General features: G+C 69.1%; 11 protein-coding genes and 1 riboswitch. Of the genes, 4 read left to right on the top strand and 7 right to left on the bottom strand.

Annotated elements, in window-relative coordinates; genetic code table 11:
* Positions 1–9: 9 nt before the first annotated feature.
* The 4 genes from HNR23_RS23510 to putP form a co-directional block, all read right to left on the bottom strand.
* On the bottom strand, positions 10–1,929 hold the full coding sequence (locus HNR23_RS23510; RefSeq protein WP_246421842.1) for an ABC transporter ATP-binding protein: 1,920 nt from the start codon (positions 1,927–1,929) through the stop codon (positions 10–12).
* A 236-nt stretch (positions 1,930–2,165) separates the two neighbouring features.
* Positions 2,166–3,041 (bottom strand): ammonia-dependent NAD(+) synthetase, encoded by an 876-nt coding sequence (gene nadE / locus HNR23_RS23505; protein ID WP_184078803.1) that lies wholly within the window; start codon positions 3,039–3,041, stop codon positions 2,166–2,168.
* Between the two features lie 170 nt (positions 3,042–3,211).
* Positions 3,212–3,784 carry a putative glycolipid-binding domain-containing protein gene (locus HNR23_RS23500; protein ID WP_184078801.1) on the bottom strand — a complete coding sequence of 191 codons (573 nt, stop codon included), beginning with the start codon at positions 3,782–3,784 and terminating at the stop codon, positions 3,212–3,214.
* 141 nt (positions 3,785–3,925) lie between these two features.
* Positions 3,926–5,437, bottom strand: a complete 1,512-nt coding sequence (gene putP, locus HNR23_RS23495) for a sodium/proline symporter PutP (RefSeq protein ID WP_221308915.1) — start codon at positions 5,435–5,437, stop codon at positions 3,926–3,928.
* A 342-nt stretch (positions 5,438–5,779) separates the two neighbouring features.
* Positions 5,780–5,975, top strand: a riboswitch (cobalamin riboswitch).
* 96 nt (positions 5,976–6,071) lie between these two features.
* Here putP and HNR23_RS23490 point away from each other — a divergent pair.
* From HNR23_RS23490 to HNR23_RS23475, 4 genes are all read left to right on the top strand, one after another.
* Complete coding sequence (locus tag HNR23_RS23490) at positions 6,072–7,106, top strand: ABC transporter substrate-binding protein (protein WP_343070687.1); 1,035 nt, start codon at positions 6,072–6,074, stop codon at positions 7,104–7,106.
* A gap of 164 nt (positions 7,107–7,270) precedes the next feature.
* Entirely contained in the window at positions 7,271–8,308 is a 1,038-nt protein-coding gene (locus tag HNR23_RS23485; RefSeq protein ID WP_343070686.1) for a FecCD family ABC transporter permease, read from the top strand.
* A gap of 230 nt (positions 8,309–8,538) precedes the next feature.
* Complete coding sequence (locus tag HNR23_RS23480) at positions 8,539–10,209, top strand: alpha/beta fold hydrolase (RefSeq protein WP_184078795.1); 1,671 nt, start codon at positions 8,539–8,541, stop codon at positions 10,207–10,209.
* Between the two features lie 1,181 nt (positions 10,210–11,390).
* The gene (locus tag HNR23_RS23475) at positions 11,391–11,792 is read left to right on the top strand and encodes a hypothetical protein (RefSeq protein WP_184078794.1); all 402 of its coding nucleotides are present in this window, start codon (positions 11,391–11,393) and stop codon (positions 11,790–11,792) included.
* 309 nt (positions 11,793–12,101) lie between these two features.
* On the opposite strand, the gene HNR23_RS23470 is transcribed toward HNR23_RS23475, so the two are convergent.
* The 3 genes from HNR23_RS23470 to HNR23_RS23460 form a co-directional block, all read right to left on the bottom strand.
* The gene (locus tag HNR23_RS23470) at positions 12,102–12,671 is read right to left on the bottom strand and encodes a GNAT family N-acetyltransferase (protein ID WP_184078793.1); all 570 of its coding nucleotides are present in this window, start codon (positions 12,669–12,671) and stop codon (positions 12,102–12,104) included.
* Between the two features lie 85 nt (positions 12,672–12,756).
* Positions 12,757–13,659: an alpha/beta fold hydrolase gene (locus HNR23_RS23465; protein ID WP_184078792.1), complete on the bottom strand. Its 903-nt coding sequence runs from the start codon at positions 13,657–13,659 to the stop codon at positions 12,757–12,759.
* A 177-nt stretch (positions 13,660–13,836) separates the two neighbouring features.
* Positions 13,837–14,910 (bottom strand): ribonucleotide-diphosphate reductase subunit beta, encoded by a 1,074-nt coding sequence (locus tag HNR23_RS23460; RefSeq protein WP_184078791.1) that lies wholly within the window; start codon positions 14,908–14,910, stop codon positions 13,837–13,839.
* Position 14,911: the final 1 nt, after the last annotated feature.

Genomic DNA, 14,911 nt, shown 5'->3' with positions numbered 1-14,911 from the left:
CTGCGGGCGTCAGGGGGTGGGCTGTGACTCCAGGGCCAGTTCCCGCTCGTTCGGCTCGGAAGTCGGTGAGGAGTCGAACTGGGTGCGGTGCAGCTCCGCGTAGCGGCCGCCCTCGGCCAGCAACTCGGCGTGCGTGCCGCGCTCCACGACCTGTCCGGCCTCGACGACCAGGATGAGGTCGGCGGCCTGAATGGTGGAGAGCCGGTGCGCGATGACCACGGCCGTCCGTCCGGACAGCGCCTCGCCCAGCGCCGCCTGCACCGCCGCCTCGGAGGTGGAGTCGAGGTGCGCGGTGGCCTCGTCGAGGATCACCACCTGGGGGCGGGCCAGCAGCAGCCGCGCGATGGTCAGGCGCTGGCGCTCCCCGCCGGAGAGCCGGTAGCCGCGCTCGCCCACGATGGTGTCCAGCCCGTCGGGCATGGCCGCGATGAGGTCGTCGAGCCGGGCGCGGCGCAGCGCGTCCCACAGCTCCTCGTCGGTCGCCTCCGGCCGGGCGAGGCGCAGGTTGGCCCGAACCGACTCGTGGAAGAGGTGCCCGTCCTGGGTGACCATGCCGATCGTCTCGCGGACCGAGTCCGCGGTGAGGTCCCGGACGTCGACACCGGACAGCCGTACGGCGCCCTCGTCGACGTCGTAGAGGCGGGGTAGCAGTTGGGCGATGGTCGACTTGCCGGCCCCGGAGGAGCCCACGAGCGCCACCATCCGCCCGGGTTCGGCGCGGAACGACACGTCGTGGAGGACGCGCTCGCCGCCGCGGGTGTCGAGGGTGGCGACCTCCTCCAGGGAGGCCAGCGAGACCTTGTCGGCCGAGGGGTAGCCGAAGCCCACACCGTCGAACTCGACCGACACCGGCCCCTCGGGGACCGTGCGGGCGTCGGGCTTCTCCTCGATGAGCGGCTTGAGGTCCAGGACCTCGAAGACCCGGTCGAAGCTGACCAGCGCGCTCATGACCTCCACGCGCGCCCCGGCCAGGGACGTCAGCGGCGCGTACAGCCGGGTGAGCAGCATCGCGAGGGCGACGACCGCTCCGGCCTCCAGTGTCCCGCCGATGGCGAAGAAGCCGCCGAGCCCGTAGACGAGGGCGAGCGCGAGGGCGGAGACGAGGGTCAGCGCGGTGATGAAGACTTCCTGCGTCATGGCGGTGCGGACCCCGATGTCGCGCACCCGGCTCGCCCGGCGGGCGAACTCGGCCGACTCGTCGGAGGGGCGGCCGAACAGCTTGATCAGGGTGGCCCCGGCGGCGGAGAACCGCTCGGTCATCTGCGTGCCCATGGCGGCGTCGTGGTCGGCCGCCTCGCGCTCCAGCCGCGCGAGCTTGCTGCCCATGCGGCGGGCGGGCAGGACGAACACCGGGAGGAGGACGAGGGAGAGGAGGGTGATCTGCCAGGACAGCGAGATCATCACGGCGAGCGCGAGGACGAGCGTCACGAAGCTGCCGACGACGTTGGACAGGATGTCGCTGAAGGCCCGCTGCGCACCGATGACGTCGTTGTTGAGCCTGCTGACCAGCGCTCCGGTGCGGGTTCGGGTGAAGAACGCGACCGGCATGCGCTGCACGTGGTCGTAGACGGCGGTGCGCAGGTCGACGATGACGCCCTCGCCGATGCTCGCCGACAGGTAGCGGGTGACCAGGCCGACCCCGGCCTCGGCGAGGGCGATGACCGCGATGAGCACCGCGAGCTGGGCGATGAGGGTGACCGCGGAGCCGCCGACGATCGCGTCGACCACGCGGCCGGCGAGGACCGGGGTGGCGACGGCCAGCACCGCGGAGACGATGCTGAGCAGGATGAACAGTGCGAGGCGTCGTCGGTGCGGGCGGGCGAAGGAGGCGATGCGCCGCAGGGTCTTCTTGGAGAAGGGGCGCCGGTCCTGTTGGGCGTGCATCGAGTTGTAGAGCTGATGCCACGCGGTGACTTCCATGCTGCTCATGCCACACCACCGGTTCGTCGGGGAGTCAGGTCGGTCGGGCGGGCGGTGGGACACGTCGCCCGGCCACGATCACGACGCTAAATCCTCAAGCATTGTTGAGGTCAACCCCCCGGCGAGGCGGATCGATTCCCGGTCGTCGGCTTCGCGGCGGGACGAGGGCGCGCGAACGCGGCACCACCCGCCCCCAGCGTGGCGGGCGGGTGTGACAGTCCGGTGCGGGATGGGGCGCAGCGGCCTCAGGGGGCGGTGGGCAGGGCGCGCTTGTGCGCGGTCGCGCGGAAGCGGTCGACGAGCGCGCGGGTGACGCGGTCGTCCACCGGGCGCCCTTCGAGGAAGTCGTCGATCTCGTCGTAGGTCAGCCCCAGCGCCTCCTCATCGGGCTTCTGCGGGGCCAGCGACTCCAGGTCGGCGGTGGGCGTCTTGTCCACCAGGTCCCGCGGCGCCCCGAGCTCGGCGGCCACGGCCCGCACCCGCCGCTTGGTCAGCCCGGTCAGCGGCACCACGTCGGCCGCGCCGTCGCCGAACTTGGTGAAGAACCCGGTGACCGCCTCTGCCGCGTGGTCGGTGCCGACCACCAGCCCGCCGACGGCCCCGGCGACCGCGTACTGCGCCACCATGCGCTCGCGGGCCTTGGCGTTGCCGAGAACGAAGTCGCGCGCCGCGTCGTCGCGGAAGCCCAGGCCGGAGGCGGTGAGGGACGCGGCCAGCGCGTCGGTGGCCGGTCGCACGTCGACGGTCAGGCAGCGGTCGGGGGCGCCGAACGCGACGGCGCGGGCGGCGTCGTCCTCGTCGGACTGCACCCCGTAGGGCAGGCGCATCGCGATGAACTCGGCGCGGCGGCCGTCCGCGCGCACCCGGTCGGCGGCGAGCCGGCACAGCCGTCCGGCGGTCATGGAGTCCACGCCGCCGCTGATGCCCAGGACCAGCGCGGTGGCGCCGGTGCCGGTGAGCCGCTCGGCGAGGAAGGCGACCCGACGCTCGATCTCCTCGCGGACGTCGAAGGCCTCGGCCACCTCCAGCTCGGCGATGATGGCGCGGCGCGCCGCGCGCAGGTCGGTCGGGACGGTCGGGTCGGTCGGGACGGACAGGTCGGACAGGTCGGACTGCGTCATGAGGGGTCTTCCCGTTCCATAGGCGAGCGCGTCGGATTATTCCGAACACTCCCCCGCGAACCGCACACGGGGCCGCCCCGGGGCCCCGACCTTCCGCTGGTCTCGGGAGCATCGACCGAATTCTCGCCGCGATTCGGTCGATGCTCCCGAGACCAGCGGAAGAAGAAAGGTCAGGTGACGCGGGCGGCGAAGCCCTCGTAGTCGACGATGAGGCCGTCGCGGTCGACGGTGAGCTCGTAGCTGCCGTGGTCGGGTGCGCGGTAGACGTAGCGCCCGCGCCCCTCGGCGGACTGGTGGCGGGTGTAGCGCTGGGTCACCCGCCGCACCCGCAGGTCGGGGATGTCGATCCAGGCGACCGCGATGTCGCGGGACTCGCCCGGGCGCAGTCCCAGGCGGCGGATGGGCAGGGTGTTGGTCAGGGGGGTGGAGGCGACGTCCACGTCCACGCACCCCTCCAGTTCGGGGGCGGGCGCGCCGTCGCGCAGCCAGTGGGTGCCCTTCGACTCCAGTGCGAGGGTGCGTACGCCATCACCGGAGAGGATCTCGACCCGCACGGCGCGGGTCACCCACCCCAGGTCGGCCCGCACGGTGAAGCGGCACGAGTAGCGGGTGCCCCGGTCGACGACGACCTCGGTCGCCTCCAGCCGGAAGCCGTCCGGTTCGGCGATGAGTGCGCCCAGCCCGAGGCCTTCGGAGACGTCGAGCCGGGACCACACAGCGGGGTGATCGTTGCTGGCGGACATGTACACCGTTCTACCTTTACGCGGCGATTACGCACCAGAGTGCCCCGACCAGCGCTCCGTCACAAATGCCCCGGTGAACGCACGAGGGCCCACCGGCAGCGGGTGCCGGTGGGCCCTGTCGCATCAAGGGGCCGAAGTGACTCAGGCGGCCGCCTTCGCCTCGGTATCCACCCGGTCGAAGTCCTCCTCCATCTGCGTGGAGGCCGTCCCGAGCCGGTTGAAGGCGAAGATCGCGATGACGCTGACGATCACCGCCGGGACCATGGCGTACAGGCCGGTCTCCAGGACCCGGGCGTCGAGCTCGGTCCAGATGACGGCGGTGGCACCGCCGCCGACCATCCCGGCCAGCGCGCCCGCGCGGTTCATCTTGCGCCAGTAGAGCGACAGCAGGATGACCGGGCCGAACCCGGCGCCGAACCCGGCCCAGGCGTAGCCGACCAGGTCCATGATGGTCCGGTTGCCCGACAGTGCGATCGTCGCGGCGACCGCGGCGACGAGGACGACCGCGGCGCGGCTGACCCACACCAGCTGCATCGGCGGGGCGTCGCGCTTGATGAACGCCCGGTAGCCGTCCTCGGTGAGCGCCGAGGAGGCGACCAGGAGCTGGGAGTCGGCGGTGCTCATGACCGCGGCGAGGATGGCGGCGAGCAGCAGACCGGCCACCCACGGGTTCATCAGAGCCTGGATGAGCTGCGGGAAGACCTGCTCGGGGTCGTCCAGAGGGGCGTCGAAGAAGACGACGCCGGTGAAGCCGACGATCAGCGCCAGCGACATGGCGGTGACCGCCCATCCGACGCTGATGATGGCGGCCTGCGGTACGGCCTTGGCCGAGCGGATGCCCATGAAGCGGGCGAGGATGTGCGGCTGGCCGAGGTAGCCGATGCCCCAGGCCAGGCCGGAGATGATCGCGATGGGGGCCAGGGCGTGGCCCAGGGTCCACTCGCCCTCCGCCGAGACGCCGCCGAGGATGGTGGCGGCGTCGAGCTCGTGGCCGACGGCCGGGTCGGACATGACGGCGACGAGTGCCACGATCGGGACGATGAGCAGCGCCAGCCACATCATCACGGCCTGGATGACGTCGGTGTAGCTGACCGCGAGGAAGCCGCCGAGGAAGGTGTAGAGGACGACGATCGAGACGCCGACGATGATCGCGACGTTCGCGGAGAAACCGAAGACGCTCTCGAAGAGGCCGCCCATGGCGACCAGGCCGGAAGCCACGTAGAAGAGGTAGAAGAGCAGGATCAGGATGGCCGATACGCCGCGCAGCACGCCGCTGTGGTCACTGAACCGGTTCTCCAGGTAGGAGGAGAGGGTGAGCGAGTTCGACTCGCCGCCGTTGCGGGCGTCGGTGGCGCGCTCGGTGTAGACGCGCAGCCGGCCGGCGATCAGGTACCAGCTGGCGGCGAAGCCGATCGCGAGGCCCACGGCGATCCACGCCTCGCCGAGGCCGGAGAGGTAGATCGCTCCGGGGAGCCCCAGGAGCAGCCACGCGCTGAAGTCGCTCGCGTTCGCGCTCAGGCCCGCCACCCAGCTGTTCAGCTGGCGGCCGCCGAGGACGAAGTCGGACAGGGAGGTCGTCCGCTTGTAGACCCAGAGCCCGATCGCGACCATCGCCACGAAGTACATGGCGAAGGTGACGGTCGAAGCCACCATCGAACTGCTCACTCGGCTCCCCTCTTTTCTCTGCTCGTCGGGATGCGGATGAAGATCACAGGAATCGACCGAATCCTGTCTTGCGGGTGAAACGTATGGCAATGACCGATATGGACTTGGTCACTGCTTCGAGACCTGGCCGATGCCTGGGTCGTCCAGGGTTGTTCGGTCGGCCATCCAGTCCGTCCAGACCTTGTCCGACCCGACATTTACCGTAACGAAGGGTACATATAGGCAGGTCATGGCTTTACCTTGACCCAGTGACGCACACCCCTCCACCTGGTGTCCCGCACCACTTCGTGCTCAAGATCACGATCTGATGCCGCTCTTCCGCTTCACCCCATATGGCCTCCCGCCCTGGCCCTACGATCGCCAGTGGCGACGGAAACCAGGAAGCCGGTGCGAATCCGGCACGGTCCCGCCACTGTGACCGGGAAGTCGAACCCAGACGTCACGGCCACGGCGCGCACGCGCGCCGGAAGGCCGGGGGAGGCGATGATCCGGGAGTCAGGAGACTGGGCCGTCGCGTCACCGTCGACCAGGGGCGCGGACCCCGGGCCGAGCGGGCCCGCGGCCCTGCCAGCGCGGACGTCCGCACGTCCCGCCGCGCCCGGATCCCGTGAGAGGACCGGACGTGCCCATCCCACCCCACCCCTTCTCCTTGGCCGGCTCCCGCCGCCGAGTCGCTCCCTTCACCCCCACCGCCACGGCAGCGGCGGCGTCGGCAGCGGCCCTCGCGGTCGCACTCACCGGCTGCGGCACCGGGCCGACCGAGGACGCCACCGCGGACTCCCCCGAAGGCTTCCCCCTCACCCTCGACAACTGCGGCACCGAGGTCACCGTAGACGCGCCTCCGGAACGCGCCGTGACGCTCAACCAGCACGCCACCGAGGTGATGCTGGCGCTCGGCCTGGAAGACCGGCTCGTCGGCACCGCCTACCTCGACGACGCGGTGCTGCCGGAGTTCGAGGAGGCCTACGACGCGATCCCCGTGCTGGCGGACGAGTACCCGTCGTTCGAGCAGGTCCTGGAGGCCGACCCGGACTTCGCCTACGCGGGCTTCGGTGCCAGTGCCTTCGACGCCGGCGAGGGGCGGGGACGCGACGCCCTGGACGACGTCGGCATCGCGACCTACAAGAACATCGAGGAGTGCACGGACCCCGTCACCGTGGACACCGTCGCCGAGGAGATCCGCGCCGTCGGGTCGATCTTCGATGTCGAGGACCGGGCCGACGAGGTCGTCGACTCCATCGAGGCGCGGGTCGAGGAGACGCAGGACCGGCTGGACGGCGTCGACCCGGTGGACGTGCTGGTCGTCGACAACATCGACGCGACCGTGTTCACCGCGGGTGGCAAGGGGATCGGCAACGAGATCATCAAGCGAGCCGGAGGGCGCAACGTCTTCGACGACCTCGACAAGGTCTGGTCCGACGTCTCCATCGAGCAGGCCGCCGAGCGCTCCCCGGACGCGATCCTGATCTACGACTACGGCGCGACACCGGTGGAGGAGAAGAAGCGGGCGCTGCTGGAGAACCCCACGCTCGCCGAGATCCCGGCGGTCAAGGAGGAGCGGTTCGCCGTACTACCGCTGTCCTCGGCGGTGGTGGGGGTCCGGGTCGGCGACGCCGTCCACGAGGTCGCCGAGCAGCTGCACCCGGACGCCTTCTGAGCGGCGGCATGTCGAAGCGGACGTCCGACGCGTCGTCGGGCCCCACCCCGCGGGGACCGGGGGCCGCGTCCCGGCGGCGCGGCGACGGCGGGACACACAGGCCGAACGAACCCGACGCGAACAGTGGGCGGCAGGAGCGGCAAGGGTGGCGGGGGTGGCGCCGGGTGCTCCGGCGGCGTCACCTTCCCGCTCCGCTGGTGGTGGCGGTCCTGCTGGCCGTGCTCCCGATCGCCGTCACCTTCGGCATCATCGTCGGATCGGTGGGGATCTCCTTCGCCGACACCTGGCGGATCCTGGCCCACCAGGTCGTGCCCGGCGCCGTCGAGCCGACCTGGTCGGTGGCCCACGAGCGGATCGTGCTGACCGCGCGGCTGCCCCGGGTGCTGCTGGCGGCCGTGGTCGGCGCCGGCCTGGCGATGGTCGGTGCGGTACTGCAGACGCTGGTCCGCAACCCGCTGGCCGACCCCCTGCTGCTCGGGGTGTCGTCCGGCGCCACCTTCGGTGCGGTGCTGGTGACGATCGCGGGCATCACCGTGCTGGGGATGTACTCCGTCCCGCTGGCGGCGTTCCTCGGCGCGCTCGCCGCCCTGCTCATCGTCTACACCCTGGCCCGGTCCGGCGGGAGGCTGACCACCATCCGGCTCATCCTGTCCGGGGTCGTGGTCGCCCAGGTGCTGTCGGCCGCCGCGAGCCTGGTCATCATCATGTCGAGCGAGCCGCACGCCGCCAAGCAGGTCATGCGCTGGACCCTGGGCGGGCTCGGCGGAACGACCTGGGACATGCTGACGCTGCCGCTGATCACGGTGCTCGTCGTCCTGGTCCTGCTCGGCGCCCAGGCGGGCGCGCTCAACGTCTTCCAGCTCGGCGACGAGATGGCGACGGGCATCGGGCTGAGCGCCGACCGGTTCCGGGCCCTGGTGTTCGTGCTCACCTCGCTGGCCACCGGAGTGTTGGTGGCGGTCAGCGGGCCGATCGGCTTCGTCGGTCTGATGATGCCGCACATCGCCCGCCTGCTCGTCGGCTCCGACCACCGCCGGGTCCTGCCGGTGGCCACCCTCCTCGGCGCGGTCTTCCTCGTCCTCGCCGACCTCGCGGCCCGCACCCTGGCCTCACCGGAGGAGATCCCCGTCGGCATCCTCACCTCCCTGTGCGGGGCACCGTTCTTCCTCTGGCTGATGCGGAGGGACGCCCGGAAGGGCTGAGGCCGCGGCCGCCCGGGCTCCCCCCACCGGCCCCTCCGGGGGAGCCCAGGGGTCGCGCCCCGATGTGCCGCACCTCCGGCACCGACCACCGTTCTAGCCACAAGAACTACAACTTTCAGCGGTTCCGCGCGGCACACCGGCCTGCCTAGGCTCGTCCACCGTCGCATCCGACATCGCCCCTTTCGCGTCACAGCGCGTGAGGCCGGCGATCCCCACCGGAAGGACAGGCTGTGGACTTCAGCAGCAGAACCGGCAGGCGCCTCGGCACCGCCGGGAGCATGCTCGGCCTCGTCGCGATGGGCGGTGTGCTCGCCTGGGCACCGCCCGCCGCGGCCGAACCGAACGACGCCGTCGCCCCCGAGCTCAAGAGCTTCTACCAGCAGAAAATCTCCTGGAAACCCTGCGAGATCGGAGAAGGAGAGGAGGGGACGGAGGCCGAGGACCTGGAGTGCTCCAGAATCACCGTCCCGATGGACTACGCCAACCCCAAGGGCGAGAAGATCCGCGTCGCGATCTCCCGACGCAAGGCCACCGACGAGGAGAACCGGCGCGGCATCCTCCTCCTCAACCCCGGCGGGCCGGGCGGCCCCGGGCTGGAGATGCCGGCCTACCTCGGCGACCAGAAGATCGGCGAAGTCTACGACCTCATCGGCTTCGACCCGCGCGGAGTCGGGCAGTCCACCAACCTCAACTGCTCGGCGCCGGACCCCGCCGACTACGATCTGCCGTCCCGGCCCACCGACGCCGAACTGCACAACTTCGCCGAGACGGCACGCTCAGAGGAGCAGGGCTGCAACCGGTTCGGCGGGTCGCTGCGCCCCCACATCAGCACCGCGAACACCGCCCGCGACATGGACGTCATCCGCGGCGTGCTCGGGGAAGAGAAGACCAACTTCCTCGGCTACTCCTATGGCACCTACCTCGGCGCCGTCTACGGCAGCCTCTTCCCGGGGCAGCTGGACCGCAGCGTCCTCGACTCCTCCATGAACCCGGACCTCATCTGGCGCGACGACTTCCTGGAGACCTCGAAGACGTTCACCGAGAACGTCGAGCGGTTCTCCGGTTGGGCCGCGGACAACGACGACAAGCTCGGGCTGGGCGCCGACGCCAAGGCGGTGCGCGGCCTCATCGAGGACCTGGCCCAGCAGCTGCATGAAGAACCGGTCGACGGCTTCGGCCGCAGCGAGTTCGACGCCTTCGTCGGCGCGCTCTCCCGGTGGCAGGGCGAGTGGACCATGCTCGCGGAGATCCTGACGAAGCTGCGCGACGGCGTCCCACTCGACGAGGACGACGAGGAGCCCGACGCCGACGCCCAGGCCGACGCCGAGGACGCCGCGGAAGCCGCCGGGCTCGTGGCGACCAAGACCCGGGAAGAGCTGGTCAACGGCACCTACAGCACGGTGCTGTGCGAGGCCGACTGGCCCACCGACCTCAACGTCTACTACCGCGACATGCGCGACTACCGGGAGAACCACCCCTACGGCTGGGGTGTCAGCGTCGCCGCGCCCAACCCGTGCACCTTCCTCTCCTACGAGCGGCCCGAGAAACTCGTGGACGTGAAACGCGACGGCTACCCGACCGGCGTGGTCGTCCAGGGCGAGTACGACCCCCAGGCCCCCTACGAGGCCGGACCGGCGATGGCCAAGCGGCTCCGCAACAGCCTCATCATCGTCGAGGACGACGGCCACCACGGCTACTACGGCGGCGAGGACTACGCCTGCGTCACCGAGCAGATCGACGACTACCTCATCGACGGCATCCTGCCCGGCAGCACCACCACCTGCCCGGGCGTCCCCAGAGCCGACGTCGACGCCGACGCCCCGGACGCCGACGAACCCCTGACCGAACAGACCCAGGACATGCTCGACGCCCAGGAACAGGAAGCCCTCCCGGCCGCCTGACCTGGATCGGGAGACCCGCACTCCGCAGTGAGTTGTGAGGGGCCGGGGGCAGTGGCACCGCCCCCCGGCCCCTCACCCGTCGGGCCCTCACCGGTCACAGGGTCGACCGGTGAAACGTCGGCGGAGAGAACCACGCGTCGGTTTCAGCTGATCGCGACGATGAACAACAGAATCACTACCGCGATGATCACGTGGATGGGCCAATCCGAGAACTGTCCGGAGAAGTTTCGGGGGGCCATGGGTACCTCCGGAGTGGAAGGGAAACTGGAATCTGCCATGGTGCCAGTCGCGTCCGACATTTCGATTCATGGACGACCGCCCCGGCGCACTCCTGACTGCAGATCACCGCGAACAAAGGAGTCAAAATGCCCGATTTGCACCAATTTCCACGCGATGATCATGGGCAAGCATCCGGCGATGTCCGATCTGCGAAATAAAATCCCATGGCCATCGCCGGAACGAGCAGGGAGAGAGCCTCCTCACATACCCACACCACAATGGCGGACAGTGGGGGGGAAACCCTCGCCGCAGGGAATCAGCACAAGAAGAAGCGCGCGAAGCGCGACCAAATCATCTCGCCGGAAAACTGTTCATGATTCGACTTCCCGAAACGTCCTCTAGGCCCGGCGCTACCGAGCGTCCACATCCGGCCGACCCGCCACCGCACTCTCCACTCGCATGCTGGACTTGACCAGCAGCTCGGCTCACGCTGGATGTAGCTCGTGAGCTGACCACGAAGGAATCTCAGCGGGCATGGCGAAGAGCGGAAGGCTCCACGACTTCTCGGCGGCTTCTCACCAGTGAGCTTCCTGATGGCCCCCTTGACATTCAGAAATCCTTGGGGACGGGCGAAGACGAAGATCTCAAGGGCATGACTCACCGGATCGAGGGAGGTGGGGAACTTACTGCTCTGCTACGACAGAAGGGTGATGAGTCCGTAGCCTTCTATGAGGCACGGCAAGGCGACACCACGCGGCGCCGATCCATGCTTCTCCGGCTCGGCGAAGACCAAGACAGCCTGCATATTCTCGGCCAAGCCGACATCGCCGTGCCATCATGTATCGCGTGCGTCATCCTCGCGTGCGCTCCTTGCCTGCCACTCAAGAGGTGCTGCAATCGGAAGGCGTGCCGATACCATCCGTCGTGCAAGTAGAGGTCTACGCTCAACGAAAGGTTCCGTCATGAACAGCCGCCTCGGCCATGCAACGACCGATACCACTCAGCGATCCTCGGGGGTCCCTGCACTTTTCAAAGGTATCTTTGTCACAGTCGCGACGTTGACGCTCGTAGTTTGGGGTTGGGGCGAGCCACTGCCTGATCCGGTGAGCCACCGCGTCTTCTTGATCGTCCTGACTCTGGCAGGGATCACACTGGCCGCCTGCGTATTCGCCCGGGACGTTCCCGGTCCGTACTCCTACACGCTGTACGGGGTGCGGCTGCTTGCCATAGGCATGCTGGTCGGTACCGCAGTGGGAACCTTTCCCTGGAGCGACGCGCACGACGTCTTCTGGTACCAACTGTGGTGGGGAGGAGCCTTGGCCACAGCCCTCGCGCTGAATCCTGTTCCCCGGCCCGAAGACTGACACCTGGAAAGCATTCACTGCGCCATGCGAGAAGATACAGAGATCTGACCCTCGAAGGGCAGAGCGTCCGCTGCATGACGGACTAAGAGTTCCCGTCACAATGCGCTCGCCGATCATCCGGATCAGGGAGATTGTTTTCGTTGTTCGGAGGCCCTCCGGAGAGGAATGTCACCAGTTCTGCACAGCACCGATGAACCATCAAACGAGCTAGAAGTCGTCCATTCCTTCACACCCGGCGCGAGATCCTGCACCCCCTGGTCGACCAGAGAAGGTACTGGAATAGAGATCCGGCGAAAGGATTTTCGGCTGTCACATGGCCTGTGACTGCTGTGTGGTGTCTCGCCATTCGGGGGCGAGGATTGACCAGACTTCCATGTCGAGACGCTTGCCGCGGTACGGGTAGCTCTCCCGCAGCACGCCGTCCCGGACCATGCCCAGGCGTTGGGCGACGGCGATGCTGGCGGTGTTGTCCGCTGAGACGCGCCATTCCACGCGGTGGATGCCGCGCTCCTCGATGGCCCAGTCGATGATCACTCGGGCGGCCCGCGTCACCAGGCCTCGGCCGACCGCCGACGGCTCCAGCCAGCAGCCCGCCTCGGCGACGCCGAGGTGAACGTCCATGGTTCGGAAGAGGACACCGCCGACCAGCGCGCCCTCCGCCCAGATGCCGTAGATCCGGCCGGTGTCGGCTGCGGCCTTCTCCGCGTACATGCGAAGGAACGCCTGGCTGGACACCGGATCCGTCACCGCGTCGGCCAGCGCGATGTGCTGCCCGATGAAGTCCCGCCCCCGGTCCATATGGGCCAGGAACTCCTCGGCATGCCACGGTTCCAGCGGGCGCAGCTCCGCGCCGTCGTCGCCCAGGGATATCGCGAACATCGTCCCCCGTTCACGGTCGAAGCCGACTCATGCCTGCCCATGGATCATTCCACGGGGCCTGTGCGGCGGTGGAGGTGCACCGGGGTCACACGGTAGCGTTCGCCTCCAGCCAGGGGCGGAGGATCGGGAGGACCTGGTCCGGCTGCATGGCTGCGGTGTGGTCGAGGCCGTCGAGAAGGTGCACCTCCCAGCCGAGGGACCGGAGTTCGGGGCGGGTTGCGGTGAGGATGCCGGCGATGTCGACGACGACGTCGCCCCAGCGGGGGCCGTAGCGGATGGTGTCGGCCGTACCGGCGAAGCAGAGGCGGGGGCACCCCACCTCCTGCTGGGCCGCGCGGTCGTCGAAGGATGCCAGGGCCTCGTACAGGGTGACGAACTGGCGGGTCTGGGACGCGCTCATGGTGACGTCGACGGAGTCCCAGTCGAACTCTCCGCTGTCTGCGGACTCGCCCCACTCGGCGCCCGGCTCGGCCTCGGGGACGTCGGTCGGCCGGTCGTCGCCGCCCGCGGCCGTCGCCGCTTCGCCCGTGGTCATGGCGTGGGTCGCCGTCGTGACGCGGAGCATCTCGGCGTACGGGCCGTCCAGGGGAGGGAAGCCGCCCATGGCCAGAGCGGTGAGGCGGTCGGTGCGGAGGGCGAGCTGGAGTCCGCTCAGGGCGAGCCACGAGTAGCCGTAGTAGGCGAACCGGTCAGCGCCCGCCGCGTCGGCGACGGCGAGGATGTCGGCGGCGACGGCCTTGGGCGTGAGCGTGTCGGGCTTCGGGTGCGCCATGACGTGCCCCTCGTAGTCGAAGGCCACCACGCGGAACGCACCGGTCAGGCCGTCGACGAGGGAGCGGCCCAGCGCGGGGTCGACGCCCCACGTCCGCAGCTCGTCGGCCTTCTCCTCCTCGGCCGGCCGCGGGTCGACCGGGAGCAGCACGGCGGGGCCGGTGCCGCTCACCTCGAACTCGATCCGGCTTCCGTCGTGCAGTCGTGCCCTGGCCATGGCGGCCATCCCTTCTCCATCCGCCGGCGATTCCATCTGTATACGTAATAAAGTTATATGAACGGTGGATGGTTTAGGGTGTAATGCGTCGATCGCGCGTGTCGCGTCGGACACGAAAAGGGTCCGGTGCGGCGGGCAACCCGCCGCACCGGACCCCGCCGGTGGCCTGCCGACCGATCAGTCCCAGTCGAGCCCGCCGCCGGTCTGGTACTCGATGACCCTGGTCTCGAAGAAGTTCTTCTCCTTCTTCAGGTCCATCATCTCCGACATCCACGGGAACGGGTTCTCCGTCCGGCCGAAGATCGGAGCCAGGCCGATCTGCTCGGCGCGGCGATCGGTGATGAAGTGCATGTACTGCTCACACAGGTCGGCGTTGAGGCCGAGGATGCCGCGCGGCATGGTCTCCCGCCCGTAGGCGACCTCCAGGGCGCAGGCCTCGGTGAGCATGGTGCGCACCTCGGCCTGGAACTCCTCGGTCCACAGGTGCGGGTTCTCGATCTTGATCTGGTTGATCACGTCGATCCCGAAGTTCAGGTGGATCGACTCGTCGCGCAGGATGTACTGGTACTGCTCGGCGATGCCGACCATCTTGTTGCGCCGTCCCAGCGACAGGATCTGCGCGAAGCCGGTGTAGAACCACATCCCCTCGAAGATCACGTAGAACGCCACCAGGTCCCGCAGGAACGCCTGGTCCGCCTCCGGCGTCCCGGTCCGGAAGTCGGGGTCCTCCAGGTTCTGCGTGTACTTCAGCGCCCACGCGTCCTTCTCCGTGATGGAGGGGACCTCCCGGTACATGTTGAACAGCTCGCCCTCGTCCAGGCCGAGGCTCTCGCAGATGTACTGGAAGGTGTGCGTGTGCACGGCCTCCTCGAAGGCCTGGCGCAGCAGGTACTGGCGGCACTCGGGGTTGGTCAGCTGCCGGTACACCGCGAGCACGATGTTGTTGGCCACCAGCGACTCCGCCGTGGCGAAGAAGCCCAGGTTGCGCTTGAGCATGAGCCGCTCGTCGTCGGTGAGGCCGTCCCGCGACTTCCACAGCGCGATGTCGGCCTGCATGGCGACCTCGGTCGGCATCCAGTGGTTGTTGCACCCGGCCAGGTACTTGTCCCACGCCCAGGTGTACTTGAGCGGGAGCAGCTGGTTGACGTCGGCGCGGGCGTTGATCATCGCCTTGTCGTCGACGTTGACGCGCTCGGCGTCGCGCTCGATCGCGCCGAGGCCGGTGGTGTCCGGTTCGTGGGTCGTCGTCATG

Origin of the sequence: Nocardiopsis mwathae, assembly GCF_014201195.1 — a bacterium.
Classification (GTDB): Bacteria; Actinomycetota; Actinomycetes; order Streptosporangiales; family Streptosporangiaceae; genus Nocardiopsis_C; species Nocardiopsis_C mwathae.
Note: the sequence above shows the minus strand (reverse complement) of the source record. Positions and strands in the feature narration are given on the sequence as shown.

Excerpts from the sequence above, each read along its gene's own strand:
- HNR23_RS23465 (WP_184078792.1), bottom strand. The coding sequence starts at position 13,659 with ATGGCCAGGGCACGACTGCACGACGGAAGCCGGATCGAGTTCGAGGTG.
- putP (WP_221308915.1), bottom strand. The coding sequence starts at position 5,437 with ATGGTGGCTTCGACCGTCACCTTCGCCATGTACTTCGTGGCGATGGTC.
- HNR23_RS23475 (WP_184078794.1), top strand. The coding sequence starts at position 11,391 with ATGAACAGCCGCCTCGGCCATGCAACGACCGATACCACTCAGCGATCC.
- HNR23_RS23500 (WP_184078801.1), bottom strand. The coding sequence starts at position 3,784 with ATGTCCGCCAGCAACGATCACCCCGCTGTGTGGTCCCGGCTCGACGTC.
- HNR23_RS23460 (WP_184078791.1), bottom strand. The coding sequence starts at position 14,910 with ATGACGACGACCCACGAACCGGACACCACCGGCCTCGGCGCGATCGAG.
- nadE (WP_184078803.1), bottom strand. The coding sequence starts at position 3,041 with ATGACGCAGTCCGACCTGTCCGACCTGTCCGTCCCGACCGACCCGACC.
- HNR23_RS23470 (WP_184078793.1), bottom strand. The coding sequence starts at position 12,671 with ATGTTCGCGATATCCCTGGGCGACGACGGCGCGGAGCTGCGCCCGCTG.
- HNR23_RS23510 (WP_246421842.1), bottom strand. The coding sequence starts at position 1,929 with ATGAGCAGCATGGAAGTCACCGCGTGGCATCAGCTCTACAACTCGATG.